This is a genomic window from Candidatus Methylacidiphilales bacterium (assembly GCA_028713655.1).
Lineage (GTDB): Bacteria > Verrucomicrobiota > Verrucomicrobiia > Methylacidiphilales > JAAUTS01 > JAQTNW01.
Map to the genome: position 1 here is coordinate 20,174 of JAQTNW010000026.1, position 25,220 is coordinate 45,393.

Annotated in this window: 39 protein-coding genes, 1 tRNA gene and 2 pseudogenes; 4 read left to right on the forward strand and 38 right to left on the reverse strand. The window is 56.1% G+C overall.

All coding sequences use genetic code 11. From position 1 onward, the window contains the following. Positions 1-25: 25 nt before the first annotated feature. The 5 genes from PHD76_09590 to PHD76_09610 all read right to left on the reverse strand — a co-directional run bounded on the left by PHD76_09590 (position 26) and on the right by PHD76_09610 (position 3,588). Positions 26-403: a biotin/lipoyl-binding protein gene (locus tag PHD76_09590; protein ID MDD5262086.1), complete on the reverse strand. Its 378-nt coding sequence runs from the start codon at positions 401-403 to the stop codon at positions 26-28. A gap of 41 nt (positions 404-444) precedes the next feature. Further along, complete coding sequence (locus tag PHD76_09595; GenBank protein ID MDD5262087.1) at positions 445-831, reverse strand: hypothetical protein; 387 nt, start codon at positions 829-831, stop codon at positions 445-447. Between the two features lie 14 nt (positions 832-845). Continuing rightward, positions 846-2,399, reverse strand: coding sequence for an acyl-CoA carboxylase subunit beta (locus PHD76_09600; protein MDD5262088.1), 1,554 nt, complete (start codon positions 2,397-2,399; stop codon positions 846-848). Positions 2,400-2,414: 15 nt separating this feature from the next. After that, complete coding sequence (gene mce / locus PHD76_09605) at positions 2,415-2,861, reverse strand: methylmalonyl-CoA epimerase (protein MDD5262089.1); 447 nt, start codon at positions 2,859-2,861, stop codon at positions 2,415-2,417. A 208-nt stretch (positions 2,862-3,069) separates the two neighbouring features. Then, entirely contained in the window at positions 3,070-3,588 is a 519-nt protein-coding gene (locus PHD76_09610; protein MDD5262090.1) for an ORF6N domain-containing protein, read from the reverse strand. 180 nt (positions 3,589-3,768) lie between these two features. Here PHD76_09610 and PHD76_09615 point away from each other — a divergent pair, with 180 nt between their 5' ends. After that, positions 3,769-4,773: an AEC family transporter gene (locus tag PHD76_09615; GenBank protein ID MDD5262091.1), complete on the forward strand. Its 1,005-nt coding sequence runs from the start codon at positions 3,769-3,771 to the stop codon at positions 4,771-4,773. Between the two features lie 154 nt (positions 4,774-4,927). Here the strand turns inward: PHD76_09615 and PHD76_09620 are convergent. Next, positions 4,928-5,000 (reverse strand) — tRNA-Ala (locus PHD76_09620). Positions 5,001-5,115: 115 nt separating this feature from the next. On the opposite strand from PHD76_09620, the gene PHD76_09625 reads away from it, so the two are divergent. The 3 genes from PHD76_09625 to PHD76_09635 are packed head-to-tail and all read left to right on the forward strand — an operon-like array spanning position 5,116 to position 6,932. Further along, positions 5,116-5,943 carry a LysM peptidoglycan-binding domain-containing protein gene (locus tag PHD76_09625; GenBank protein MDD5262092.1) on the forward strand — a complete coding sequence of 276 codons (828 nt, stop codon included), beginning with the start codon at positions 5,116-5,118 and terminating at the stop codon, positions 5,941-5,943. Between the two features lie 20 nt (positions 5,944-5,963). Further along, positions 5,964-6,593 (forward strand): hypothetical protein, encoded by a 630-nt coding sequence (locus PHD76_09630; protein ID MDD5262093.1) that lies wholly within the window; start codon positions 5,964-5,966, stop codon positions 6,591-6,593. Positions 6,594-6,599: 6 nt separating this feature from the next. After that, complete coding sequence (locus PHD76_09635) at positions 6,600-6,932, forward strand: hypothetical protein (GenBank protein ID MDD5262094.1); 333 nt, start codon at positions 6,600-6,602, stop codon at positions 6,930-6,932. Here the strand turns inward: PHD76_09635 and PHD76_09640 are convergent. The 32 genes and pseudogenes from PHD76_09640 to PHD76_09795 form a co-directional block, all read right to left on the reverse strand. Then, positions 6,929-8,254: a family 43 glycosylhydrolase gene (locus PHD76_09640; GenBank protein MDD5262095.1), complete on the reverse strand. Its 1,326-nt coding sequence runs from the start codon at positions 8,252-8,254 to the stop codon at positions 6,929-6,931. The genes PHD76_09635 and PHD76_09640 overlap by 4 nt on opposite strands. 328 nt (positions 8,255-8,582) lie before the next feature. Continuing rightward, positions 8,583-8,948, reverse strand: a pseudogene (gene rplQ / locus PHD76_09645) (50S ribosomal protein L17). Next, a complete protein-coding gene (locus PHD76_09650) occupies positions 8,945-9,964 on the reverse strand; it encodes a DNA-directed RNA polymerase subunit alpha (GenBank protein ID MDD5262096.1) in 1,020 nt (339 codons plus the stop codon). Before PHD76_09650 ends, rplQ begins: the two are co-directional and overlap by 4 nt. A gap of 97 nt (positions 9,965-10,061) precedes the next feature. Continuing rightward, positions 10,062-10,670, reverse strand: a complete 609-nt coding sequence (gene rpsD / locus PHD76_09655; protein ID MDD5262097.1) for a 30S ribosomal protein S4 — start codon at positions 10,668-10,670, stop codon at positions 10,062-10,064. A 21-nt stretch (positions 10,671-10,691) separates the two neighbouring features. Continuing rightward, complete coding sequence (gene rpsK, locus PHD76_09660) at positions 10,692-11,063, reverse strand: 30S ribosomal protein S11 (GenBank protein ID MDD5262098.1); 372 nt, start codon at positions 11,061-11,063, stop codon at positions 10,692-10,694. A 154-nt stretch (positions 11,064-11,217) separates the two neighbouring features. Further along, positions 11,218-11,613 carry a 30S ribosomal protein S13 gene (gene rpsM, locus PHD76_09665; protein MDD5262099.1) on the reverse strand — a complete coding sequence of 132 codons (396 nt, stop codon included), beginning with the start codon at positions 11,611-11,613 and terminating at the stop codon, positions 11,218-11,220. Positions 11,614-11,618: 5 nt separating this feature from the next. Further along, complete coding sequence (gene ykgO / locus PHD76_09670) at positions 11,619-11,735, reverse strand: type B 50S ribosomal protein L36 (protein ID MDD5262100.1); 117 nt, start codon at positions 11,733-11,735, stop codon at positions 11,619-11,621. Further along, positions 11,732-11,962, reverse strand: a complete 231-nt coding sequence (gene infA, locus PHD76_09675; GenBank protein MDD5262101.1) for a translation initiation factor IF-1 — start codon at positions 11,960-11,962, stop codon at positions 11,732-11,734. The genes ykgO and infA overlap by 4 nt, the downstream gene beginning before the upstream one ends. Continuing rightward, positions 11,935-12,699 (reverse strand): type I methionyl aminopeptidase, encoded by a 765-nt coding sequence (gene map, locus PHD76_09680; protein MDD5262102.1) that lies wholly within the window; start codon positions 12,697-12,699, stop codon positions 11,935-11,937. The genes infA and map overlap by 28 nt, the downstream gene beginning before the upstream one ends. Before the next feature lie 6 nt (positions 12,700-12,705). Further along, positions 12,706-14,202: a preprotein translocase subunit SecY gene (gene secY, locus PHD76_09685; GenBank protein MDD5262103.1), complete on the reverse strand. Its 1,497-nt coding sequence runs from the start codon at positions 14,200-14,202 to the stop codon at positions 12,706-12,708. Positions 14,203-14,234: 32 nt separating this feature from the next. Further along, positions 14,235-14,729, reverse strand: coding sequence for a 50S ribosomal protein L15 (gene rplO, locus PHD76_09690; GenBank protein ID MDD5262104.1), 495 nt, complete (start codon positions 14,727-14,729; stop codon positions 14,235-14,237). A 4-nt stretch (positions 14,730-14,733) separates the two neighbouring features. Beyond that, positions 14,734-15,261 (reverse strand): 30S ribosomal protein S5, encoded by a 528-nt coding sequence (gene rpsE, locus PHD76_09695; GenBank protein ID MDD5262105.1) that lies wholly within the window; start codon positions 15,259-15,261, stop codon positions 14,734-14,736. Positions 15,262-15,537: 276 nt separating this feature from the next. Then, positions 15,538-15,906 (reverse strand): 50S ribosomal protein L18, encoded by a 369-nt coding sequence (gene rplR, locus PHD76_09700; GenBank protein ID MDD5262106.1) that lies wholly within the window; start codon positions 15,904-15,906, stop codon positions 15,538-15,540. Between the two features lie 18 nt (positions 15,907-15,924). After that, a complete protein-coding gene (gene rplF, locus PHD76_09705) occupies positions 15,925-16,467 on the reverse strand; it encodes a 50S ribosomal protein L6 (protein MDD5262107.1) in 543 nt (180 codons plus the stop codon). Positions 16,468-16,472: 5 nt separating this feature from the next. Then, positions 16,473-16,865, reverse strand: coding sequence for a 30S ribosomal protein S8 (rpsH, locus tag PHD76_09710; protein MDD5262108.1), 393 nt, complete (start codon positions 16,863-16,865; stop codon positions 16,473-16,475). A gap of 17 nt (positions 16,866-16,882) precedes the next feature. After that, positions 16,883-17,068, reverse strand: a complete 186-nt coding sequence (locus tag PHD76_09715; protein MDD5262109.1) for a type Z 30S ribosomal protein S14 — start codon at positions 17,066-17,068, stop codon at positions 16,883-16,885. 27 nt (positions 17,069-17,095) lie between these two features. Then, complete coding sequence (gene rplE, locus PHD76_09720) at positions 17,096-17,650, reverse strand: 50S ribosomal protein L5 (protein MDD5262110.1); 555 nt, start codon at positions 17,648-17,650, stop codon at positions 17,096-17,098. Between the two features lie 9 nt (positions 17,651-17,659). Then, on the reverse strand, positions 17,660-17,950 hold the full coding sequence (locus tag PHD76_09725; GenBank protein MDD5262111.1) for a 50S ribosomal protein L24: 291 nt from the start codon (positions 17,948-17,950) through the stop codon (positions 17,660-17,662). Continuing rightward, a complete protein-coding gene (gene rplN, locus PHD76_09730) occupies positions 17,947-18,312 on the reverse strand; it encodes a 50S ribosomal protein L14 (GenBank protein MDD5262112.1) in 366 nt (121 codons plus the stop codon). Before rplN ends, PHD76_09725 begins: the two co-directional genes overlap by 4 nt. A gap of 5 nt (positions 18,313-18,317) precedes the next feature. Further along, the gene (gene rpsQ / locus PHD76_09735; GenBank protein ID MDD5262113.1) at positions 18,318-18,581 is read right to left on the reverse strand and encodes a 30S ribosomal protein S17; all 264 of its coding nucleotides are present in this window, start codon (positions 18,579-18,581) and stop codon (positions 18,318-18,320) included. 23 nt (positions 18,582-18,604) lie between these two features. Further along, complete coding sequence (gene rpmC / locus PHD76_09740; protein MDD5262114.1) at positions 18,605-18,817, reverse strand: 50S ribosomal protein L29; 213 nt, start codon at positions 18,815-18,817, stop codon at positions 18,605-18,607. After that, a complete protein-coding gene (gene rplP, locus PHD76_09745) occupies positions 18,814-19,239 on the reverse strand; it encodes a 50S ribosomal protein L16 (GenBank protein ID MDD5262115.1) in 426 nt (141 codons plus the stop codon). Before rplP ends, rpmC begins: the two co-directional genes overlap by 4 nt. A 7-nt stretch (positions 19,240-19,246) precedes the next feature. After that, the gene (gene rpsC / locus PHD76_09750; protein MDD5262116.1) at positions 19,247-19,888 is read right to left on the reverse strand and encodes a 30S ribosomal protein S3; all 642 of its coding nucleotides are present in this window, start codon (positions 19,886-19,888) and stop codon (positions 19,247-19,249) included. A gap of 95 nt (positions 19,889-19,983) precedes the next feature. Further along, positions 19,984-20,313 (reverse strand): annotated as a pseudogene (rplV, locus tag PHD76_09755) (50S ribosomal protein L22). Positions 20,314-20,317: 4 nt separating this feature from the next. After that, the gene (locus PHD76_09760) at positions 20,318-21,031 is read right to left on the reverse strand and encodes a hypothetical protein (GenBank protein ID MDD5262117.1); all 714 of its coding nucleotides are present in this window, start codon (positions 21,029-21,031) and stop codon (positions 20,318-20,320) included. Between the two features lie 3 nt (positions 21,032-21,034). Beyond that, positions 21,035-21,313 (reverse strand): 30S ribosomal protein S19, encoded by a 279-nt coding sequence (rpsS, locus tag PHD76_09765; GenBank protein ID MDD5262118.1) that lies wholly within the window; start codon positions 21,311-21,313, stop codon positions 21,035-21,037. A 12-nt stretch (positions 21,314-21,325) separates the two neighbouring features. Next, the gene (gene rplB, locus PHD76_09770; GenBank protein ID MDD5262119.1) at positions 21,326-22,159 is read right to left on the reverse strand and encodes a 50S ribosomal protein L2; all 834 of its coding nucleotides are present in this window, start codon (positions 22,157-22,159) and stop codon (positions 21,326-21,328) included. 10 nt (positions 22,160-22,169) lie between these two features. Then, complete coding sequence (gene rplW, locus PHD76_09775) at positions 22,170-22,454, reverse strand: 50S ribosomal protein L23 (GenBank protein MDD5262120.1); 285 nt, start codon at positions 22,452-22,454, stop codon at positions 22,170-22,172. Positions 22,455-22,460: 6 nt separating this feature from the next. Further along, on the reverse strand, positions 22,461-23,072 hold the full coding sequence (rplD, locus tag PHD76_09780) for a 50S ribosomal protein L4 (protein MDD5262121.1): 612 nt from the start codon (positions 23,070-23,072) through the stop codon (positions 22,461-22,463). Next, positions 23,073-23,723 carry a 50S ribosomal protein L3 gene (gene rplC, locus PHD76_09785; GenBank protein MDD5262122.1) on the reverse strand — a complete coding sequence of 217 codons (651 nt, stop codon included), beginning with the start codon at positions 23,721-23,723 and terminating at the stop codon, positions 23,073-23,075. A gap of 62 nt (positions 23,724-23,785) precedes the next feature. Continuing rightward, positions 23,786-24,094 (reverse strand): 30S ribosomal protein S10, encoded by a 309-nt coding sequence (gene rpsJ, locus PHD76_09790; protein ID MDD5262123.1) that lies wholly within the window; start codon positions 24,092-24,094, stop codon positions 23,786-23,788. Between the two features lie 4 nt (positions 24,095-24,098). Beyond that, a partial coding sequence (locus PHD76_09795; GenBank protein ID MDD5262124.1) for an EF-Tu/IF-2/RF-3 family GTPase occupies positions 24,099-25,220 on the reverse strand: 1,122 nt, incomplete at its 5' end.

Consider the following 25,220-nt stretch of genomic DNA (forward strand, 5'->3'; position numbering starts at 1 on the left):
GTTCGTCTCTTTGTCACGATGGCCTTCAGGAAATCCTGACAAGCCCCTGCCCCTCTTCAACCCCGTCGCCGCTGCTCACCAGAATTTCGGCCACCTTGCCGGCTTTCGGCGCGTACACAAAGGTGTTCATCTTCATGGCCTCAAGGGTGATCAATTCCTGCCCCTGCTTCACCTCCTGGCCCACCGTGACCTGGATCGACACCACCTTGCCCGCGAGGGAACTCGGAACCACATCCGGACCTCCCGCTGCTTTGGCCGCAGGAGCGGAAGCCACAGGGGCCGAAACACTGGCCCCCGCCAAAGGCGCGGAAACCACCGGGGCCACAGGTGTCGATCCTGCGTTTAAAATTTCAACGGAAACTTCATAGACTTTTCCTTCAACGGTAATGCGTAATTTTTTCATAATTTAAAATGCAATATGATTTGGATGCTATTTACAGCTTGTTAGCGGACTTTATGGGATTGGAAGATCTGGCGGCGGCCCTCGACGGACCACGCCGGCTGGTTGAAATGCATGTGCGCCATCATTCCCACACTGCGGGTGACAGAATGGATCCGATACGGGCGCCCTCCAAGAACCGCATGAACAGCGGTCGCAATAACCACCAGAATATCCGGGGCGATTTCATCCTTCGCCATTTCAATTGCGGGTACGGCCTGTTTCTGTTCCGGCTGGGGTACGGAATCGACCTGCTTCACGGCGGGATGTTGCGGCAGGTCTGTGCGAGCGGGCCAGGCCAGCCGCATGAGGATCTGCGCCGCAAGCGCCAACACCAATCCAAGCGCCAAACCGCTCCAAAACGAAGCGGCGGATAATTCAGCCAATGTCATGGTGAAAATTATATTCACAATGGGATGTTTCCATGTTTTTTCGGCGGGCGAGCTTCGCGCTTGGTCAGCGAGTTGCGCAAGGCCAGGGCCAGGGTTCGCCGGGTTTGAATGGGGTTGATGACATCCGTAATAAACGCGCGGCTGGCAGCCTCATACGGTGAGGCAAATTTCGCGCGGTAGGCTTCGATCAATTCCTGCCTCTTTTCCGCCGGGTTCGCCGCTGCTTCAATTTCCCTCTTGCAAAGAATATTTACCGCACCATCGGCGCCCATGACCGCGATTTCGGCCGTCGGCCAGGCAAACACCAGGTCCGCGCCCATGTCCTTGCTGCACATGGCAAGGTAAGCGCCGCCATAGGCTTTGCGCAGGATCAATGTGATCTTCGGCACCGTCGCCGCCGCGTAGGCAAACAACATTTTGGCCCCGTGTCGGATAATGCCACCCCGTTCCTGCGCCACGCCCGGCAGAAAGCCCGGGACATCCACGAGCGTCACAATCGGGATGTTGAAAATATTGCAAAAACGGATGAAGCGCGCCGCTTTGTCGGATGCGTCAATGTCCAGCGTACCGGCTTTAACCATCGGCTGGTTTGCGACAATGCCGCACACCACCCCGCCGATGCGCGCGAATGCAATCACGATGTTTTTTGCCCAGTCGGCCTGGATCTCAAGATAATCGCCATTATCGACGATGCGCAGGAGCACCTGCTTCACATCCAGCGGCATCTTGCCGTCGTTCGGAATCAACTGGTTGATTTCCTCGTCGTCCTCGAACAGGAAGGGTTCATCAAGAAAGTGCGGCGGATCCTGCAGATTGTTCGACGGCAGGAAGGACAGCAGCTTTCGTGCAAGCGCAAGCGCGTGTTCCTCGTTCTCGGCCACAAAATGAATGTTGCCGCTGATCGTCGCGTGCGCCGCCGCGCTGCCGATTTCCTCCATCGTGGTCACCTGCCCGGTCGCGGCCTTGATGACATCCGGCCCGCAAATAAACATGGTGGCCTGATCCTTGATCATGATCTGGAAATCCGTCAACGCGGGGGAATAGGCGGCGCCGCCGGCGCAGGGGCCTGAAATGACGGCAATTTGAGGAACCACCCCTGACAATTCGACATTGCGATAAAAAATCTGGCCGTAACCGGACAAGGCTTCGACGCCCTCCTGTATCCGGGCCCCGCCCGAATCATTGAACCCAATGACCGGCATGCCCGATTTCAAGGCATAGTCCATCAAATCACAAATTTTACCGGCATGAACCCGACCCAGCGAACCGCCGCCCACGGTGAAATCCTGGGAATAAATCGCAACCGGACGCCCGTCCACCAAGCCTGTGCCGGAAATTACGCCGTCGCCTGGGAATTTCTTTTTCTCCATCCCAAAGTTTGTGCACTTGTGCTGGGCATGCATCCCAAATTCCTGGAATGTCCCGGCTTCAAACATCGCGTCCAGGCGTTCACGCGCGGCCAACTGCCCTTTTTTATGGCGGGCCTCAATTTTATCAGCGCCGCCCGCAGCCAAAACCTCGGCCCGGCGCGCTTCCAATTCATCCAAATATGATTTTCCAATCGGCATAGGTATATTCCGGTATCAATTCTTGCTGCTGCAAAATTCGGTTAAAACTCCGTGGGTCGATTTCGGATGCAGGAAAGCCACCAGCTTGTTGCCGGCACCTTCTATCGGCTTTTCATGAATCAACCTTGCGCCATTGTCAGCCGCTTGTTTCAACTGCCCCTCGATCCCATCGGTGTGGAAGGCAATATGATGGATGCCCTCCCCGCTCTTTTCCAAAAATTTGGCGATCGGGCTGTCTTCGGCTGTCGGTTCCAGCAGCTCCAGATGGACATCACCGACTTCAAAAAACGCGGTGCGCACCTTTTGAGAGGCCACTTCTTCGCGTTTTTCGCACTTCAAGCCCAGGACCTTTTCATAATAGGGGATGCTTTCATCCAGAGAACGGACAGCAATGCCCAGGTGATCAATTTTACGAATCATAATTTTTCCTTTACTTCGAGCTAAGTGCTTCAGTGTCAACACTTAAATAAATGCAACTTATAGTTGAATAATACTAGATTAGCCGATCTACTGTCAAAACAATTATCGTTCCAACTAATGTTTTTATGCGAATTCCTGAAGAAAATGAGACTCCAAAGCCCTTACAACCAAGCACATCAAGAAACTGGCCCAACATTTCCACGTGGGTCCGGAAATCCTGCTTTAAAAAACGAACGAAGAAACCCCCATCTCAAAGCGCAAACCCGATCTTTTTGCGGGGCGGTTCAGGCGGCGGGAGAAGCAGCGGACGCATCCTGGCAATCACATCACGCAAGGCGGAGTCATGGGTAAGAAGCGTTTTTTCAATCACAGCCAGGCGTTTTTCCAACGTGGTATTGGCAGAGAGTTCTTCCCGAAGGCGGATGAAGGCACGAATAATGTAGGTGCTTATGGCCACGGCACTGGGACTGTTAAGGACGGTTGAGGCCATCAACGCGCCATGTTCCGTGAACGCCCAGGGCAGAGAGCGGCGACCACCTCGCCCGGTTTTTGACATCGCAAATTGCGATGTCAAAGCGTCGGCTTCCTCTTTGGAAAGTTGAAACATAAAGTCGTCGGGGAAACGGTGGCGGTTGCGTTTGACGGCTTCATTGAAGCGGAAAGTCTGAACGCCGTAAAGTTTAGCCAGATCGGAATCCAGGATGACCTTGTGATCCCGGATGGTAAGAATGATTTGATCGAGGTCGCGGGAAACAAGCAGCTTGGACATAAAAGAGGACTCGCCAATTGGGCGCAAACCCTCAGTCGAAGAATAAAGGCGATTGTATCTAGTTAGTCAAGTGTCAAAGGACAGAAAAGGCGGATGACACCAAAATGGAAACGCTTCTGTCACCTGAATGACACAAGGCTGTGTTGCTTTATAAAATCGTTCTGCTTTGCTGAATGTTTCATGCCGGAATATCTGAAAATCCTGTGCAATATCGCTCCGCTCTTCCTGCTCATCGCAATCGGAGCCATGCTGCGGCAACGGCGGGTGCTCAACGCACAAGCCGACCAAACGCTGCTCGATCTTTACGTCCATCTGCTGCTGCCTTGCCTCATACTCGACCACACCATCACCAGCGACGCGCTGAGACAATCCGGCAATTTGTGGTGGAGCCCGCTGCTTGGCTTTCTGATCACCACCGCCTGCCTGATGGCGGCAAGCGTCGCCGCCCGCCTGTGGCGCTTCCCCCATGGGGCGCAGACCAAAACATTCACCTTCGTTGCCGGCATATTCAATTACGGATACATTCCGGTGCCACTGGTCGCGATGCTCTTTGGTGCAAATGCGCTTGCGGTGCTGTTCCTGTTCAACCTCGGCACAGAGGTGGCCTTTTGGACTGTGGGATTCAGCGCGTTCATGGGGCACTCCTTTCTGCGCGACTGGCGCCGGACATTGACAACCCCGGTAAAAGCGGTCCTGCTCGGCATAACAATCAATCTCACCGCGCACCAGCTTGGCATCCATCTGGACAACACCTCGCTCGACACAACATTGTGGGGCTGGCCCGTAAAAGCCGTCCTGGCCACGATCCAGATGATCGGGGTCTGCTCCATTCCTCTGGCCGTGCTTTTGATTGGCGCGACGATGGCCGATTTTTGGGGCGAATTTCAGCGGACGCGCGGAATGGGCGTCATGGGGCTGGCCATCGCGGTCCGCAATGGAATCTGCCCGTTCGGGTTTCTCCTCTTCGCATGGTTGCTGCCAGTCTCGCTCGAACTCAAGGAGGTGCTTGTGGTGCAGGCGGCCATGCCCGCGGGCATCCTTCCCCTCGTGCTGGCGCGGCATCATGGCGGCAATGTAAGCGTGGCGCTGCAAGTGATCTTCGCGACGTCCGCGGCGGCGATCATCACCCTGCCGCTGTGGATCCATTTCGGAATGCTCTGGATCGAAGCAAGATTAGTGTATTAATCCTTGACGAACAAAAGCCCTGGCCGACTCCGGCGCTCAACACGTTGATCGATAAAAACAGCCTGCGAGCTTGCAAAATCAAATAAAACGAGCGCGGATGCTGATACAGGAAAAGATACCTGCTTGTTTTTGAACCGGGTGGTTCAAAATCCTGTGGAGCCATGGGGATTCGAACCCCAGACCCCCACAATGCCATTGTGGTGCTCTACCAACTGAGCTATGACCCCATATAGGAGGGGAAAGTGTGCCCGCCCCCTCTGAAAGATCAAACAAAAAGTGCTATTCACAGGAATGTTCAAGATGTCTTGCCTCCGTGCTTATCTGAATCTATGCTTCCACCTTATGAGACGCCACTTACTCCTATTCTCACTCTGTATTCCCCTCCTGATCGCCGCCTGCGAACGGCCCCAGCAAGGTTTGGACGCCGAAGACGAGCGCAATCCCTACTTCCGCAGCGCCGCCAAATATGTTTCGGAAGATAATTTTTACGCCGCCATCGGCCAATACGAAAAGGCCCTGGCAGAAAATCCGCAGGTGGCCAAAGCCCACGTCCAGATCGGCCAATTGTACGGCGAAAAACTTGGCGACCCGGTAAGCGCCATTTATCACTATCAAAAATATCTCAGCATCCGTCCCGATGCGGCCGATCGCGAACAAATCCAGGCCCTGATTGAAAAGGCCAAAATCGACTTTGCCCTCACGCTGCCGAATTCCACCGCGCACAATTCGGAGGAAGTGGCCCGCATCAACAAGGAAAACGTCGAATTGAAACAAGCCCTCGCCCAGGCGCAAGGCCAGAACGCCGTCAAATCCGATGAATCTGCTGCAAAGGCCCAGGCCCTGACCTCCCCTCCGCCTGCCAAGCCAGCCAAGCCCGCCGCCGCAACCCCGCAAAACGATAACGGTGCATTTCCCAGCGTGGTTTCGGTCCCGCCCTCCTCAAACGCAAATGCGGCAAAACCCGCAACGACAACTGCAACTGATACAACCGGCGCCGCCGCCGGGTCCAAAACCCATGTCATCCAAAAGGGGGACAACCTCTGGAAAATTGCCAAACAATATTATCCGGATGACATCCCCGCCGGCATTGCAAAAATCAAACAGGCCAATCCCCAGGCCACGTCTGATGTCAAAAATCTCAAGCTCGGCACCACGCTTGTCATTCCCTGAGCCCCTCATCCAAATCCACCATGGATCCATTTTCCAAATCCGATGACCACGACCTGCTCTCGCGGGTTGCAAACCGATCCCTTGAAGACCTTTCCCAGGAGCTTCAGGAGCAGCAGGAAAAACTGCTCGAACTCAAACGCCAGCAGGAGGAAATCGAACGCCGGAAACGCGAACTCGAAGAGCTGAACAAAAAGCGGGTCGAGCTGAGCATCGGCCAGAAATCGATGCGCGAAAAGTTGACGCGCGCCATCGCCATCCTCGAAAACGCCGAATACGATGCCCGGAAGGAAATCGAACAAATCCAGATGACCCGCCAGGCCTTTGCCGACCATCTGGCCACCTTGGATGAAATCGATCCCTCCCGTTGGACGCCCGACTCCATCGACGATCAACTGACCAAGGGCCTTTCCCAAATCGACCACGCCCGCGCGGTTTATACCCAGGCCCGGGCGCGGATTGACGCCCTCAGCGGAAAAGACATTGAAGGCATCGAAGGCGACGGAAGCGGAGCGGACGGCGAAAGCGACGGCGAATATGCCGAGTCCGAATCGGTTTCCTTCTTTGAACTGGTGCGACGCGGCTTTGCGCTGACCCTGCCGTTGCTTCTGGTGCTTTTGATCCTTGCCTTTGTTATTTTCCACAAGGCATGATGCGGCATGTGGTTCTTCAAACGGCCCTCCGATCCCCTGGCTGAGGAATTGCACAAGCTCGAGCGCGAGCAGCGCAAACTCGAAGAAGAAATGTCGCGCATCGAGGAAACGATGCAAAGCCCCCCCTCCCAATCCGAACCGGATGCGGATGAAGTTGAAAAAAAGAAACCCAAAGGCGCCGTGTTCAGCTCCGAATCGCCGCTTTTCGAGGAAAGGCCTGAAATCCGCCGCAACCGGAACCGCCTTAAAATTCAAAACCGGATGGCGCGCAACCGGTTTATCTTCGCCTGCGTCCTGCTTCTCATCCTCATCCTGGTGGTGCTGCGGGCGTTGAGTTAAGGAAGTTCGTTTGATTGCAGCAAGCGGTTCACCCGGTAATATTTTCTGCCTGTCAATGTTGCATTGGCGTCAGTGAAAACATAATCCGATCCGTCGCCAGTGATTTTTCCGGGAACCAAAAACCATTGAGCAAGGTCCATGCTGTTCTGTATCTGATATTGCCTGCCAGATTCCGTTTTGAAAGTGAGATGTAGATCAGGGCCGTCAGCCGACAAGCGTGGGATGATGTCTGAATGGCCGGGAAGCAGCATCACTGTTCCATGGTTGGCAATTATCGGCGACTGGTTAAGAGCAACAGGGGAACTCCAGGTGTTCCAGTCATCGCCTGATTCAACGTATTTGAGGTAGGAATGGATGGCATCGGCGTAATAAAGCCTCCATCTTGAACCACCAAGGGACACCATGCACGGCCCCTCCTGATAAATGCCGATCCCCGCCCAATCAAGAGTTTTAAACGGAGTGTAGGGACCTGTCAGATTTGCACTGGAAGCGCATTCCACATAGGAGCTGCACTGGTTGAAGTAAAAAATATAGTATGTCGAGTCGCGTTTCACTACATATGCGTCGTAGTTGCCAGACGGAAAAGTTCCGGGAGCGAATTCAGGGAAAGCCGGGCCTGTTAGACGTACCGGGGCCGACCACTTTGTAAAGTCCCCGGCAGTTTGCTGGTGCATTTCATAAATCACATTCTCAGAAGTGATTGTCGGGGAAACGCTTGCGAAAATATGCACAGAACCGTCATCATCAATAAACCATTCCGGTGCCCATGTGTAAACCACACCCGGAATAGATGCCATGCTGACATCGGTCAGTTTCGTCCAAGTTATGAGGTCGGGAGAACTCACAATGCTGAAATAATTCACCTGTCCAAAGTTGCCTGCGGTGTGGCAGACGTAATACCGGCCGCCATAGCGAATGATCGAAGGATCCCGCAAATTGCCATTGATCGGTGAATAAACCGGCCCGGGCGCGACTGGCGCAAATGTTTTGCCGTCGCTTGATGTGAAAAGATAAAGTTTTTGGTCGCTGTTCGGGAATGTCGAAAAAACAAAAGTGGGCAGGGTGTCGGTCGCCCATGCACCTGATACCTGAGCCAGGAACAATAAAATGGCGAGCATCTGTCCGTACGGTTTGCGACGCGGAATTCTGTTGCCCCCCGCATCGTAGGCGCAGTTTTGGGTTTGTCCGGTCCCGTAATCCACCACCGCCACTTGGTTCACAGCGTCGTAATTGTACACCTCGGCATTGACGCTGCCTCCAATAGGCTCGGTCTTTGAAGTCCAGTTGTTTCCACGCGCTGTCCCGTTCTGCTTAACCTGCATATTTCATGCTCATTTTAATGATCAACCTGTTGGCCCTGTGACACAACAATCGAAAGACATGTGCTGGATCTATACAGCTTATTGTCATGCGTTTGACTTCATCGCAAGCATAGCCAGTACTGGTTCTATTTTCCAGTGTTTTCTCGGTTCTGATTGGCACACAAAAAAGGCGGAATCTTTAGATTCCGCCTTTCAAGTTTCCGTGTTTGGAAAATTATTCTTTGTCCTTGGCTGCTTCAGCCTCGGCAGGCCTTTCAGCCTTGGCTTTGCTTCCCTTTGCCTTCGCCTTGGCAGGCTTCTTTTCTTCCGTCACCGCTTCCGCGGGGGCGGCGACTTCGGCATCGACCCATTCGACAAATGCCATCGGGGCGGAGTCGCTGTTGCGCGGTCCAAGCTTCAGGATGCGCGTGTACCCGCCGGTACGTTGCTTGAACCGGGGAGCAATCTCGGCGAACAATTTTTTCACCCAGTCGTTGTTGTTGCACAATTTGGACAGGGCCAGCCGGCGGTGATGCAGGCTGCCTTTCTTCCCAAGGGTCAGCAGCTTTTCCGCCACGGGGCGAAGCGCTTTCGCCTTCGTCAGGGTGGTCTTGATCCGCCCATGCTGGATCAGGCTGCCGACCATGTTGGCCAGCATCATGTCGCGATGCTGGGACTTGCGTCCGATTTTGACAGATTTTGCGCGATGTCTCATGACACCTTTTCTCCGTTCACTTCAGCCGGAATTTCCACCAGGCCGGGCTCAAACTTCATGCCGAGCGACAAACCCAGTTGCTGGAGCTTGTCCTTGATTTCGTTCAGCGATTTCTTGCCAAAATTGCGATACTTGAGCATTTCCGCCTCGGTCTTCATAGCCAGTTGGCCGACCGTGGTGATGTTCGCGTTGTTCAGGCAGTTGGCCGCGCGGACCGAAAGTTCGATTTCGTTCACGCTCATGTTGAGCAGCTTCTTGAGCGCGCTGTCCTGCGTGGCGCCCTGTTGCTTGGGTTCCTCAAATTCAATCGGTTCCTTGTCAAAATTGACAAAGATATCCAGATGATGCCTCAGAATGGCCGAGGACTGAAGCAATGCCTCGTCCGGTGTAATACGGCCATCGGTCCAAACTTCCAGGATCAACTTGTCGTAGTCGGTCCTCTGGCCCAGACGGGTGTCTTCCACCGCATATTTGACCTTGCGCACGGGCGAGAAGAGGGAATCAATCGGGATAACGCCGATCGCCATGTCAGGACGTTTGTTGTCATCGCCGCTGGCATAACCTCTTCCCACTTTGATTTCCAGTTCGGCCTCAAATTTTTGTTTTTTGTCGAGCGTGCAGATGATCTGGTCGGGGTTGACCACTTCGACGCCGGTTTCCAACTGGATGTCGCCCGCGGTAACGTCGCCTTCCTTGTTGACGCTCAGGAAGAGCACGCGGGTGTCGCGGTTGGGAAGCTTGAACAGTACCTTCTTGAGGTTGAGGATGATTTCCGTCACATCCTGCACCACGCCGGGCAGCGAGGTGAACTCATGCAATGCGCCTTCAATTTTCACGGTGCTGGCAGCAGCGCCTTCGAGGGAATTGAGCAGTACGCGGCGCAATGAATTGCCCAGGGTATGTCCGTAACCCGCTTCAAAGGGTTCAGCGACAAATTTCGCGTAGGTTTCAGTTGCTGTTGCATCGTCCTTTTGCAGACGGTTTGGCAGCTCGAATCGGCCAAGTCGGATAGCCATGTTGTGTTACTCCTTTAATCGAACCGGGTTTCCCCGAATGCCGCAACAGGCGGCGCCGGGACCAACGGTTTTAGTTTTTTGTTTAAATTCCGGAAAATTATCTCGAGTAGAGCTCAACGACCAGACGCTCATTCACAATCGGTCCGATCTCTTCACGGGTCGGAACCCGGCTGACCGTTCCCTTGTGGTTTTCTTTTTCAAGGCCCAGCCAGGATGGGATGGGACGAATTTGGGTTTTTTCCAGGCTGTTGGTCGAAATCTGGCGGGATTTGGGATTGTTCCGGACTTCCACCACATCACCCGGCTTGCATTGATAGCTGGGAATGTTGACCTTGATGTCGTTGACGCGGATGTGGCCATGTGTCACAAACTGGCGGGCCAGCCGGCGCGTGTTCGCCAAACCCAGGCGATACACCACATTGTCCAGGCGGGTTTCAAGCATCTGCAACAGGGTGTCGCCCGTCACACCGCGCTTGCGGGCGGCGGTTTCATAGTAGCGGCGGAACTGCGCTTCCAGCACACCGTACATATGCTTCAATTTCTGCTTTTCGCCGAGTGCCACTCCGTATTCGGATTGTTTGCGGCGGCTTTTGGCGCCATGCACTCCGGGGGGATAATTGCGGCGCTCAAGGGCCTTGGGAGTTCCGTAAATATCAATGCCAAACCTGCGGGCAATCTTGGCTTTGGGACCTGTATATCGTGCCATAAAATAATATCCTGTTAAAAGTTAGACGCGGCGGGGTTTGCGCAAACGGCAGCCATTGTGCGGCACCGGCGTCACGTCGCGGATGGAGGTGATTTCCAATCCCATTCCTTGAAGCGCCCGGACTGCGGATTCGCGCCCGGTCCCCGGCCCCTTGATGCGGACTTCCACTTGTTTCAGGCCATGGGCCATCGCCTGGCGGGACGCGTCCTGCGCGATCACCTGGGCGACATACGCCGTCGATTTCTTCGAGCCGCGGAACCCGCACTTGCCGGCGCTGGACCAGCCGAGCACGTTCCCGTTGGCGTCAGTGATGGAAACAATCGTGTTATTGAAGCTTGCCAGCACATGGGCGATGCCCTGGATGACATTCTTGCTGCCCTTGGCCTTGACAATCTTCGGCTTGGGATCCGAATTTGGATCCAGTGAAAGGCTCAGGTTCTCCGTTGAAACTTCAGGCGTCTTTTCCTTCGGCGCGCCTTTGGTTCCCTTCGGGGCTTTTTCAGTCTTGGCTTTTTGTTCTTCTGCCATATAGGTGATCAGTTATCGGTTAAACTTTGCCGGCTTTGGCGTCTTTGTTGCGAACCACGCCCACCGTCTTGCGGGGCCCCTTGCGGGTGCGCGCGTTGGTGGAAGTGCGCTGGCCGCGGACCGGAAGCCCTTTTTTGTGGCGGATTCCGCGGTAGCAATTGATGGCCTGCAACCGTTTTAAATTCTGCTGCAGCTCGCGGCGCAAATCGCCTTCGATCATGAAGCCGCGCGCTTGTATGGCCTGAATGATCCGGTTGATCTGCTGGCCGGTCAACTCATGGGCGCGCAGGTTCGGATCCACTTCGGATTCCTCCAAAATACCTTTGATCCGTGTGGGCCCGAGGCCGTAGATGTAACGAAGCGACGCTTCAACGCGCTTTTCACCGGGAATATCGACTCCAAGAATACGTGGCATATTTTTTATCCCTGACGCTGCTTCAGCCGCGGGTTTTTCTTGTTAATGACGTAGATCTTCCCCTTACGCCGGATGATCTGGCAATCTGACGTTCTGCGCTTCACTGAAGCTCTGACTTTCATATTTTTTTCTGTTCTTTCTCTTCAATAATTCGCCCTTGAGACAAATCGTAAGGCGAAAATTCTACCAAAACTTTGCTGCCTGGCAAGACTCTTATAACACTCAAACGCACCTGCCCCGACAACGTCGCCATCACCTGACGGCCATTTTCCAGCTCCACCCGGAACCGGGTCGTCGAAATCACATTGACCACCGTCCCCCTCAGCGTGAGGCTGTCACGTTCCGGCATGTCAATATCTCCGGTTCCCCTTCCGTCACCAGCACCGTGTGCTCAAAGTGCGAGGAAGGCTTTCCATCCACCGTCACCACCGTCCATCCGTCCCGCAAAATCCGGATCTGCGCCCCGCCCATGTTCACCATGGGCTCGATCGCCAGTGTCATTCCCGCTTTCAACGCAGGCCCCGATCCCGGCCGCCCGAAATTCGGGATCTGCGGCTCTTCATGCAGGGTCCGGCCCACACCGTGCCCGACAAAATCCCGCACGATCGAGTAACCCGCATCCTCCACACATTTCTGTATGGCGGCGCTGATGTCACCCAACCGGCCGCCCGCCTTCGCCTGGCGTATGCCTTCGCTCAAGGCCATTTCGGTCCGGGCCAGCAAGGCTTCCACTTCGGGTGTCACAGCGCCCACAGGCACCGTCACCGCCGTATCTCCGACCCAGCCGTCCAACAAAATACCGACATCCAGTTTGATGATGTCGCCGTAAATCAGCTTTCGTGTCCCGCCGATTCCATGCACCACCTCATCGTTCACCGACACGCAAATGTGCCCCGGGAAACCCCGATATCCGTAAAACGGGCTCTTGCCTCCCGCTTCCCGGATCATTTTCGCGGCCGCCGCGTCCAGGTCCCCGGTCGTGACTCCGGGTTCCACCATGCCGGCCAGGCGCTCCAAAATGGCGCTGACCGTCCGGCAACTCCGGCGCATGCCTTCGATTTCGCCGCCTTTTTTGATGGGTATCATCTTCCGCTAACCGCGAAGCAGACTGGCGACAATCCCGCCGATCACAATCACCCCGATCGCAACCAGCAGCCAGAAAATTTTCTCCTCGGGGACGGACGCGCCCGCACCTCCGGAACCGAATGAACGCCCGCGGATCCGGCCCTTCTTCAGGAACCCGTCATAATGCCGCTGCAACAGATAGGTCTCCGTCTGCCGCATCGTGTCCAGCATGACGCCCACAACGATCAACAAGCTGGTGCCGCCAAAAAACGAGGCTGTGATATACGGCACCTTCATCAACTTGCTGAGGCCCATCGGAAGCACAGCCAGGACGGTCAAAAACACCGCGCCCGCAAAGGTCAGGCGGGTCATGGAGAAATCCAGAAAGCCCGAGGTCGGGGTTCCCGGCCGCACACCCGGGATGAACCCGCCGTGCTTCTTCATGTCATCCGCGATCTGTGTGGGGTTGAAGACCATCGCCACCCAGAAATAGGAGAAAAAGAAAATCATCGAGGCGTAGAGCGTGTAGTGCACCCAGCCATCGCTCAGCATCTGGCCAAAACGGTTGGCCGCGTTGTTATGCGGAAACATCAGGTTGATGAAGGTGGCCGGAAAAAGCAGGATGGCGTTGGCAAAAATGATCGGCATCACGCCGCTGTAATTGACCTTGAGAGGAAGGAAGGAACTTTGACCGCCATAAACCTTGTTGCCGCGCACCTGCCGCGCGTATTGCACCGGCACCTTGCGCATGGCCTGCGTGATCATGATCGTGCCGGCGATCACCACAAACAAAAAGCCTATCAAGAGGACCAGCACAAGCGGGCTGAGGGCATCCTTGCCGCTGCCGGCGGGGGGATTGATCATGTTCCACGCCGCAACAAGTGCCGCAGGCAGCTTGGCCACAATGCCGATGGTAATGACCATCGAAATGCCGTTGCCGATTCCCTTGTCCGTGATCTGTTCCCCGAGCCACATCAACAACATGGTTCCGGCGGTGAGTGTGATCATTGTTGTAAGCCGGAATGCCAGGCCGGGGTCCGCAACCAGCGGCCCCATCCGTTCGATCACGGCGCCAATGCCGTTCAACATCGGAATTTTTTCTGGATTTTCAAAACTGGCCGCCAGCATGTACCCCTGAAGCAGGCACAGGATCAACGTTCCAAAACGGGTGTATTGGGTGATTTTCTGGCGCCCTCCTTCTTCACGGGCCAGTTTGCCCAACTGCGGAATCACGCCGACCGCCAGTTGCATGATGATGCTGGCGCTGATATACGGCATGATGGTCAGCGAAAAGATGGCGCAGTTTTCCAACGCGCCGCCGCTGAAAAGATTGACCATGCCTATAATATTGCCCTGCTGCCCCTGGTTGATCACGGTCTTGAAGTATTCACTCAAAACCGCGGGATTGATCCCGGGACAGGGAATGGCCGCCCCCAGACGCACGATCACGAGCAGGGCCAGGGTGAAAATCAGGCGCTGCCGGAGTTCGGGAATCTTGAAGCAGTTGATAAAGGCGGAAAACATGGGATCGGAATAGGCTGGTGATTAATTAAACGTCAGGCCTTGGCCTTGGCTTTGTCCTTGGCGTCGGCGGGTTTGATCCGGATCTCCACGGCTTTGAACGTGGCCCCGGCCTTGCTGACTTTTTCCAGCGCGCCCGCGCTGATTTTTTCAGCCACAATGGCAATCTTCTTTGTCAAATCGCCCGTGCCCAGGATTTTCACGCCGTCCCATCTGCCGTTGACCAGCCCCTTGCTCCGCAAGGCCGCCAGATCCACGGTTTCACCATCGTTGAAGACGTTCAATGCAGCCAGGTTCACCGGCGCCAGATTGGTGGTAAACGCGGCGTTGTTAAACCCGCGCTTGGGAAGGCGCCGATACAGCGGCCATTGGCCGCCCTCAAATCCGAGACGGACCGAGCCGCCCGAACGGGCCCGCTGGCCCTTGTGGCCGCGCCCTGAAGTTTTACCGTGCCCGGAGCTTTCTCCGCAACCGAGGCGCTTGGTCCTGTGCTTGGCACCCGGACGGGGTTTCAAATCGTGCAGTCGCATAACATTATTCCTTTTTCTTGAACGTTCTGCCCCGGGATTTGAGGATGTCCTCAAACGTCGAGAGCTGGCGCATGCCTTCGAGCGTGGCTTTCACCACGTTGGACGGATTGCCGGACCCGAGGGATTTGGCCAGCAGATCGCGCACTCCCGCGGCTTCCACCACGGCGCGGACACCGCCGCCCGCAATCAATCCCGTTCCCGGGGATGCAGGCTTCAACAAGACCCGGCTGCCGCCGAATTCACCGATGACCTCGTGCGGAATCGTGGTCTTGTTCAGGCTGACAAATTCCATGTTCTTCTTGGCGTCTTCGTTCGCCTTCCGGATGCAATCGGAAACCTCGTTGGCCTTGCCAAATCCGATGCCGACTTTTCCGGCTCCGTCACCGACAACCACCAAAGCACTGAAGCTGAAGCGGCGGCCGCCCTTGACGACCTTGGCGCAACGGTTGATATAAACCACTTTTTCGATCAGTTCCCTGACTTCCTCGTGGTGTTCGTCCTTGCCGGTCGAACTTTCAAGATAGCCGCCCACCTTGTTTTCCTCGGGACCGCCGGTTCTTCCGCGCGCAGGGCCTCCACGTCCGGGGCCGCGGCCTGGGCCGCCACGACCGGGGCCTCGTCCACCGCCGCCGGGCCCGCGTCCGGGACCGCCACGACCAGGGCCTCTTGCAGGGCCTCTCGGGTATGAAGTGGCCGGCGCTGCAGGCGCTGCCGCAGAAGCCTCCGCCGGCTTGGCTGCTTCCGCCACCGGCGTCACGGCCGGTTGCGCTGTTTGTTTCGTCAAATCTGTATTTTCTTCAGCCATAGGTTAGAAATTCAAACCCCCTTCGCGTGCGGCGTCAGCCAGAGCCTTGACCTTGCCATGATATTTAAAGCCGCCCCGGTCAAAGACGACGCTTTCAATTTTCTTGTCCTTGGCCCGTTTGGCCAGGAGTTCGCCGACTTTTGCGGCGCCCTTCGCGTTCGGAAGGATTTTTTCGGCAACCAGTTTTTTTTCCGTGGTGGAAACTCCCACCAGTGTTTTGCTGGTCTCGTCATCGATGATCTGCGCGTAAATATGCTGGCCTGTGAAGGCAACGCTCAGACGCGGGCGCCCCGCGGTTCCGGCAATTTTTTTGCGAATGCGCTCGTGAAGACGGGTGCGGTTCAGTTTGGTTGTTTTTCTTGAAGCTTTCATCTGTTTCTCACTCCCGCATTACTTGCTTTGGGCGGTCTTGCCTTCCTTGCGGCGGATCGTCTCGCCCACGTACCGCACGCCCTTGCCCTTGTAAGGCTCGGGCGGATAATAGCCGCGGATGTCCGCTGCCACCTGGCCGACTTTTTGTTTGTCCGGTCCTTCGACCAAAATACGGGTTGCTTCCTCGACGGTAATTTTAATGTCCGCCGGGATCGGATAGTGGATCGGATGCGAAAAGCCGAGGCTCAGGTTTAAAATCTTGCCCTGAACCGCCGCCTTGAAGCCCACGCCGTGGATTTCCAGCCGTTTTTGGAAACCGGCCAGCGAGCCTTGCACCATGTTGTTCAATATGCTGCGGGTCAGGCCGTGAAGCGCCTTCTCCTGGCGGGTTTCGCCCTTGCGTTTCAACAAAAGATTGTTGTTTTCGAGCGCAACTCCGATGCGGGGATGCATCTGGAATTCCAGCTTGCCCTTGGGACCTTCCACTTTGACGTTTTGACCGTCAACCAGGACTTTTACTTTGTCCGGGATGGGAATCAGTTTATTGCCGATTCGTGACATAATCTTTACCAAATGTAGAGCAGGAGTTCGCCTCCCACATTTTGTTTCTTTGCTTCATGGCCGCTCATCACGCCCTTCGATGTCGAAAGGATGACAACGCCCAGCCCGCCCAGCACCCTGGGAATTTCCGTCGCGCCAACATAGCGGCGCAGGCCGGGTTTGGACACGCGCTTGATGCCGCGGATGGACTTGCGCGGAATGCCGGCCTTGAGGGTCAGCTTCAGCTTCTGCTTGCCGTCCACCTTGGCGAGCTCGCAGCCCCCAATAAAGCCTTCCTTGACCAGAATGTTGGCCACGTCGCTCTTCAAACGCGAGTACGGCGCGATCAATTCGGGCTTTGACGCCTGGTTGGCGTTGCGAATGTGGGTGAGAAAATCTGCCAGGGGATCTGTCTGCATAATCTTTATATCTCCAATTACCAGCTCGCCTTGACCACGCCCGGGATTTCCCCGCGCAGCGCCATTTCACGGAACTGAATGCGGCTGACGCCAAACTTGCGCATAAACGCGCGCCGGCGGCCGCTCAGGCTGCAGCGGTTGTATTTACGAGTGGAAAACTTGGGTTTCCTCTTCTGTTTGGCGATCCATGATTTCTTGGCCATAGGCTGTCTCTTGTTTTAATTCAACTGTTAAGCGTTTTTACGGTCGGCAAACGGCATCCCCAACAGCATCAAAAGCGCCTTGGTTTCTTCCTTGTTGCGCGCCGTGGTGACAATGGTGACATCCATGCCGATGTTCCTCTTGATCTTATCAAGCTCGATTTCCGGGAAAATGCTGTGGTCCTTCACCCCGAGCGTGTAGGCGCCGCGGCCGTCAAACGCACGCGTCGAAATCCCGCGAAAATCGCGGATTCTCGGCAGGGCCATGCGCGTCAGGCGCAGGAGAAATTCATACATCATCTTGCCGCGCAACGTCACCTTGACTCCGATTTCCTGGTTCTCACGGAGTTTGAAGTTTGAAATGCTGATTTTCGACTTGGTGCGGATGGGTTTCTGGCCGGTGATGAGCGTAATGTCATGCACGGCGTCTTCCATCGCAGCCTTCACGTCAGTCGATGAGCCGACACTGCAATTCACAACCACCTTGGTGACTTTCGGCACCTGGTGCGCGTTTTTGTAACCGCGCTGGGTCATCAGCGCCGGCACAACCTGCTCCGTATATTCCTGTTTTAAATCCGATGTCATAACTTTCCGTTATTGCTTGGGTTTCACGCCGCTGTGAACGGCCGCTTTCACCACTTTGACGTTCGACACATGAATGGTGCCTTCTTTTTCGTCAAACCCGCCCTTCGGGCGGTCCTGGCTCGGCCGCATGGCCTTCTTGGTTAAATTCACTCCCTCAATGATCACGCGCGCCTTCGCCTTCAGGACCTGCAACACGCGGCCCTGCTTGCCCTTGTGGGAACCGCTGATCACGAGGACTTCATCGTCCTTTTTCACATGGTACGAGGCCGGGATGCTGATCCGTTTCTTCGTCTTGCTCATAAGACCTCCGGCGCCAATGAAATGATCTTCATAAAATTCCGTTCGCGCAGTTCGCGGGCCACCGGCCCGAAAATGCGGGTCCCGCGCGGGTTCAAATCCTTGTCGATGATGACAATCGCATTGCTGTCGAAACGCAGGTAGGAACCGTCACTGCGGCGCACCGGTTGCTTGGTGCGCACAACAACCGCGCGCACCACTTCGCTTTTCTTCACCGTGCCATCGGGAGCGGCTTCCTTCACGTTCGCGGTGATGATGTCACCCACGCGCGCATACAAGGTCCTCTTGCCAATCACGCCGATCATGGTCGCCCTTCGGGCGCCTGTATTGTCGGCCACATCCACCCAGCTTCGAATCTGTATCATATGCTTTACTTCTTGATGATTTGAACCAGTTCCCAGCGCTTCAAGCGGCTGAGGGGCCGGGTTGCCGCGATCCGCACCGTGTCGCCAATCTGGGCTTCGCCCTTTTCGTCATGCGCATAAAAACGCTTCGAAACCCGGACGATCTTCTTGTAACGGGGATGCATGACACGACGGGTCACTTTGATCACGATGGTCTTCTGCATCTTGTTCGAAATGACTTCGCCCTGGCATTCTTTCCGGGCTTTTTTCACGGTGGCTGTTTCGCTCATAATAAAATTCCTCCAAATCCGTCTCAGGCCTTTTTCGCGGCGGGTTTTTCCAGCCTGCGTTTGCTCAAAACCGTTTCGATCCGCGCGAGGGTCTTGCGGATTTCCGTCAGCCGGCTCGGGCGTTCCAAACGGCCGCTCTGCTGCTGGATCCGGAGATTCAGCTTTTCCTGTTTCAACTCCTGCGTGCGGTTGCGGAGTTCAATGTCGCTCAAGGCGGTTACTTCGGAGATTTTCATACGCTCAATTTTTGGTTACGGGAAATGAACCGGGTGTGCATCGGCAGCTTGGTGGCCGCCAGACGCAGGGATTCACGGGCCACGCCTTCCGTCAAGCCGTCCAATTCAAACAGGACGTTGCCGGGGCGGATGACCGCCGCCCAATATTCCGGCTGGCCTTTGCCTTTGCCCATTCGGGTTTCCGGGGGACGCGCCGTAATCGGCTTGTCAGGGAACACACGGATAAACAATTTCCCTTTGCGCTTCATGTTGCGGGTCAGCGCCACGCGGGCCGCTTCAATCTGGGTGTTGGTCAACCAGGCGCGGGTCAGCGTCTGCAGGCCGAAGGTGCCGAAGGCCAGGGTGTTGCCCCTCGTCGCCGAGCCCTTGCGGCTGCGCCGTTGCGTTTTTCTGTACTTAACTCGTTTTGGTATCAAAGCCATAGCTCGATCAAGCGGCCAAAGCCGCCTCCTCCTTCAAACAAATCCAAACTTTCACGCCAATTTTGCCCGCAACCGTCTGGGCCTCAAAAAAACCGTATTCGATGTTCGCGCGCAGCGTGTGCAGCGGAACCTTGCCTTCATGATAGGGCTCGGACCGGGCGATTTCCGCGCCCTGCAACCGGCCCGAACAACGGATCTTGATCCCGAGCGCTCCGAAATCCATGGCCGTCTGGATCGCCTTTTTCATCGCGCGGCGGAACGAAATCCGGCGCTCCAATTGCAGGGCGATGTTTTCCGCAACGAGCTGGGCGTCGATCTCGGGATTCTTGATTTCCTTCACATCGACGAGCACTTCGCGTTCCGGCACCAGATCGCGGATTTCTTCCTTCAACTTGTCCAATTCGCTGGCTTTGCGGCCGATCACCACGCCCGGGCGGGCTGTGTGGATGTTCACGCGCACGCGGTTGGAGGCGCGCTCGATGATCACCTTCGAAATCGCGGCGCCGACGAGGCGCTTCTTCAGGAAGTCGCGGATCTTCCGGTCCTCATAGATGTAAATCGGGAAATCCTTCTTGCTGGCATACCAGACGGAACGCCAGTTGCGCTTGACTGCCACTCTAAATCCAAACGGATGAACTTTCTGTCCCATACTTATTCCTTGGCGGGTTTATCTGCCTTTTTGCGTCCGGTTGTTTTCCGGGCGCGAGGCTCTTTTTTCTCTTTCACTTCAACGGTTTCTTCAGCCCGCTCTGCCAAAATAATTCTCACGTGGCTGGTGCGCTTCACGATCGGGCCTGCGCTGCCGCGCGCGCGCGGGCGCATCCGCTTGATGCTCGGCCCCTCGCCCACAACCGCTTCCTTCACCACCAGATTTTTGGGGTCCAGGGAGTTGTTGTTTTCGGCATTCGCAATCGCCGACCTGAGGGTCTTGCCTATGAAACGCGCCGCCTTCTGCGGATAAAACTCCAGCATCTCCAGCGCGCTGAGCGCGGGCTTGCCTTGAATGTGGCGCGTCACCTCCCGCGCCTTAAACGCGGAGATGCGTGCATACTTCGTAATCGCCTTTACTTCCATACAATCACTTTGTTGTTTCCAGGAGCACCCGGTCGCCCGGCTGCGCCTTTTCTTTTTCAATCATGCCTTCGATGCGCGCCGCGCTCAAATACGCGTGCACCTCGATCAAGCGGCATCTTCCAATCACTCTTTCTCCCCGAAGAATCCGGTAGGGCATTCCAACCTCGGCCTTTTGTGTCCGGCCAAAATTCACCACCACCACTCCCAACTCTTCGTTCGCCGAGGTCACCGTCCCGGAATTGTAATCCGGGGATATGCGGATCAGGTCCGACGCATTTCCTTCCAGCACCTGCCGGGCGCGTCGTACCGCCACCTCATATTCCGCCCGCCGCTGGGCCTGTTCGAGCATCCCTGCTTCATGCAGCGCCCGTCCGGCATCGATCAACCCCTGCAGCGTCTTTTCCGCCTGCAGGCGGCGCTTCTCGCTCTGGTAAAGCTCGCCGACCAGGCGCACGAGCTTCTCTTGAAGCGCTTTTTCATCGTCCGTCAGGGCGTCGATTCCCAGCGCTTCATTCTTGAGCTTCAGCTCCACCCACTGCTGATGGAAGTAATCCGCTTCCGTCAGCGCAAGTGCCAGGCTGTCTTCCAGCTCCTTGATCCTTTTGACAGGATCCTCGGTCTTAACTTTTAAAGAACCATCCGGGTTTTTCTCCCCGGCTGCCGACGCAAGGCCGGCACACAACATCATGCCCGCCAATACTGCAGGCCAAATTCTCATGGCTTATTTGGTCACCTTTTCAGTGTGTCCGCCGTGCTTCTTGAAGATGCGCGTCAGCGAGAACTCACCCAAACGATGGCCCACCATGTTTTCCGTCACGAAGACGGAGTTGAAAATCTTTCCGTTATGCACCAGGAACGTGTGCCCCACGAAATCGGGCGTGATCATCGACCGCCGCGACCAGGTCTTGATCGCTTTTTTGGAACCTGAAGAATTTTGCTTCTCCACTTTTTCCATCAGATGGCCGTCCACGAACGGTCCTTTTTTTAAGCTGCGTGCCATAACTCGTTTCCGTTATTTCTTTTTACGTTCCAAAATGAATTTATCCGTCGGCTTGTGCTTCTGGCGGGTCTTGTACCCCTTGGCCAACTGGCCCCAAGGCGACCGCAAATGCTGACGTCCGCCGCCGCCCTTGCTCTTGCCCTGGCCGCCGCCGTTCGGGTGGTCAATCGGGTTCATCGCCATGCCGCGCACATGCGGGCGGCGTCCCAACCAGCGGGCGCGTCCGGCCTTGCCGAGGCTGACATTTTCGTGCTGCACATTGCTGACCTGGCCGATGGTGGCATAGCAGGTTCCATGAACCAACCGGACTTCGCCGGAAGCCAATTTCACCTGCGCGTACTCCCCGCTCAAACCCATGAGAATCGCGGCTGATCCAGCCGAGCGCACCAACTGGGCGCCCCTGCCGGGAATGATCTCCACATTGTGGATCGAGGAGCCAATCGGAATATTTTTCAACGGCATCGAATTTCCGACTTCCGGGGGCGCCGTGGGGCCGGACTGCACTTTGGAGCCAACCTTGAGGCCCGCAGGGGCGACAATGTATGACTTCACGCCATCCGGATACTGAATGAGGGCGATGCGCGCCGAACGGTTGGGATCGTATTCCACCGCGAGGACTTCCGCCGCTTCCTGGCGTTTGCGCTTCCAATCAATCAAGCGGTAAAATTTCTTGTGCCCGCCGCCACGATGGCGCGAGGTCAGGCGCCCGTAATGGTTGCGTCCGCCCGTGCGCTTCAGGCTTTCGATGAGCGACTTCTCGGGTTTGCCCTTCGTGATTTCGCTGAAATCCGCCGTCGCGGTGAAGCGCAGGCTCGGGGTCAGGGGTCTGAAAGTTTTTAATGCCATATGCGTGTCCTCAGATCAGATCGATTTTCTCGCCTTCGCGCAGTGTCACAATCGCCTTTTTCCAGCTCGGCTTGCGTCCGAAGGCTGCCGTGCGTTCGCGTTTCTTTTTTCCAGTGATCCGCATGGTGTTTACGCCCTGGACCTTTTTCTTGAAAATTTCCTGCACGGCGAAGCGGATGTCCTGCTTCGTGGCCTTGGTGTCCACCACAAACACATACTGGTTGTGTTTTTCGGTCAGCTTCCCGGCTTTTTCCGTGATCCGCGCCGTCTTGATAATGTCGTATGGATTTTTCATGGCCTGTTATTTCAAACGGTTTGTCAGAATGGAGTAGGCGTCCTCGGCCAGCACCACCTGTTTGTAACGCAAAATCTGCTCCGCATTCACATCGACCGCATTGATCACCTCCACCTTCGGAATGTTGCGGGACGCCAGCATGGCCGTGGCATCCACCTGCTTGGTGATGATCAACAGCGATTCGGACAACTTGCTGTCCTTGATCCACCGGGCCAGCTCTTTCGTCTTGGGCGAGGTCAAACTGAATGCCGGGACCGAAAACAAACGGCCGGATTTGGCGGCTTCGCTCAACGCCTTGGTCAGGGCGAGACGCTTCACTTTTTTGCTCGTCGTCTTGGAGTAATCACGGGGGGCCGGTCCGAAAACCACGCCGCCGCCACGCCAGACGGGCGAGGAAGCATAACCGGCGCGCGCATTGCCCGTGCCTTTTTGGCGCCAGGGCTTTTTGCCGGAACCGGTCACCGTCGCCTTGGTGAGGGTCGAGTGCGTGCCGAGGCGGCGGTTCGCCTGATAGGCCACCACCGTGTCATGCAACGCCTGGGTGCCCCTGCCGTTGGCGATGAGTTTTACCGAGAGGGCCGTTTCAGCGGCCGCTAAATCCAAAGCTTTGGTTTTCATTTATTTCTTGGCCTCCGGAATTCTGGCGCCTTTGACGGAGTCGCGTATGATCACATAACTGCCGCGCGCGCCGGGGATCGCCCCCTTGATGACGAGCAGGTGGTCGTTCTCGCGAATCTGCACCACTTTCAAATTCTGTACCGTGATCCGTTTGGCGCCCATGTGGCCGGGAAGTTTCTGGTTCTTGAAAACGCGGCCCGGCTTGTTGCGGCAACCGATGGCGCCCGGACGGCGGTGCATCATCGAGCCGTGCGTCTCGCCCTGTCCGGCGAAATGGAAGCGCCTGACAACGCCCTGAAAACCTTTGCCCTTGGAAACGCCGATCACATCAACCATCTGGCCGACCTGGAACTTGGCGACGGTCACCTGTCCGCCCAGCGTCATCTCCTGGCCGTCCATCTCAAACTCGCGCACGATCCGTTTCGGGGTCGTGTTTGCCTTCTTGAAATGGCCCTGGAGCGGCTTGCTCGAGCGCGATTCCTTCACATCGTCAAACGCCAACTGCACGGCTTTGTAACCGTCGCTGTCTTCGGTGCGCAGTTGGGTTACAATGTTCGGAGCGGCCTCGATCACCGTCACAGCCGTGGCCGTGCCGGTTTCATCGTAAACCCGGGTCATTCCGACTTTCTTGCCAATTATTCCGATGCTCATGGTTAACTCCTTTGGGCTGCCTGGCTTTCAAAGCCGGAGGCCGCCTTCTCAAAAATAAAAACTTAAATCTTGATCGTGATGTCCACGCCCGCGGGCAGGTTTAACTTCTTCAACTCATCCACCGTCTTGGCGGATGGGTCCACAATATCGATCAGCCTCTTGTGGGTCCGGATTTCAAATTGTTCCATGCTCTTTTTGTCGGCATGCGGCGAGCGGTTCACGGTGTAACGCTCGATCTTCGCCGGCAACGGCACGGGCCCGGAGACCCGGGAACCGGTGCGGACCGCCGTCTCGGCAATCTCCGACGCCGCCTTGTCGATCAAGCGGTAGTCAAAACCTTTCAAACGGATGCGTATTCTCGTTCCAGCCATAAATTTAACCTTTCTTCTGCTCCAAAATCTGGGCCAGGATCTGCGCCGGCACCTGCTCGAAATGCGAGGGCTCCATCGAGTAGGCCGCGCGTCCGCGCGACAGCGAGCGCAATGTGTTCACATAACCGAACATTTCGGCCAGCGGAACGTCAGCCTGCATGACGCATGCGCCGTTCTTGGTTTCCATCGAATTGATTTTGCCGCGGCGGCGGTTCACGTCGCCCAAAATGTCGCCCTGATATTCTTCCGGCGTGATGACTTCCACCTTCATGATCGGCTCCAGCAGGATCGATCCGGCTTTCTGCAGCGCGTCCTTCAAAGCAAAGGAAGCCGCCAGCTTGAACGCCAATTCGTTGGAATCCACTTCGTGGTAGGAACCGTCAAGAATCCGGATCTCAAGGTCAATGACCTGGCTGCCGTTGACAACGCCGTTGCCGACCGCTTCTTCCACGCCCTTGCGGCACGCGCCGATGTATTCCTTCGGAATGTTGCCGCCGACGACCTTGTTTTCAATCGTAACGCCCTTGCCGCGCTCGACAGGAGTCACATCCAAAATCACATGGCCGTATTGGCCGCGTCCGCCGGACTGCTTGATCAGCTTGCCTTCGCCCTTGGCAACCTTGGTGATGGTTTCGCGGTACGCGATCTGCGGCGCGCCGGCATTGGTCTGTACGTTGAACTCGCGCTTCAACCGGTCGCAAATAATTTCGAGGTGCAACTCGCCCATCCCCTTGATGATGGTCTGGCCGGTTTCCTCGTTCGACTGTACCTGGAAGGTCGGGTCTTCTTCCGAAAGACGCTGCAGGCCTTCGCCCAGCTTCTCGCGGTCGCCCTTGGTCTTGGGCTCGATGGCCATGGAGATAACCGGATCCGGGAAGGACGGCGGTTCCAGCACGATTGTAAAATCTTCATCAACCAGCGTGTCGCCGGTGCGGATGTCTTTCATGCCGACGGTCGCGGCAATGTCGCCCGCAAACACGCAATCGACGTCCTCGCGCTTGTCGGCCTGGATCTGGATGATGCGGCTGACGCGCTCGCGCTTGTTGGTGCGCGGATTATAAATGGTGTCGCCCTTGCTGAGCTTGCCGCTGTAAACGCGGAAGAAAATGAGTTTGCCGACAAACGG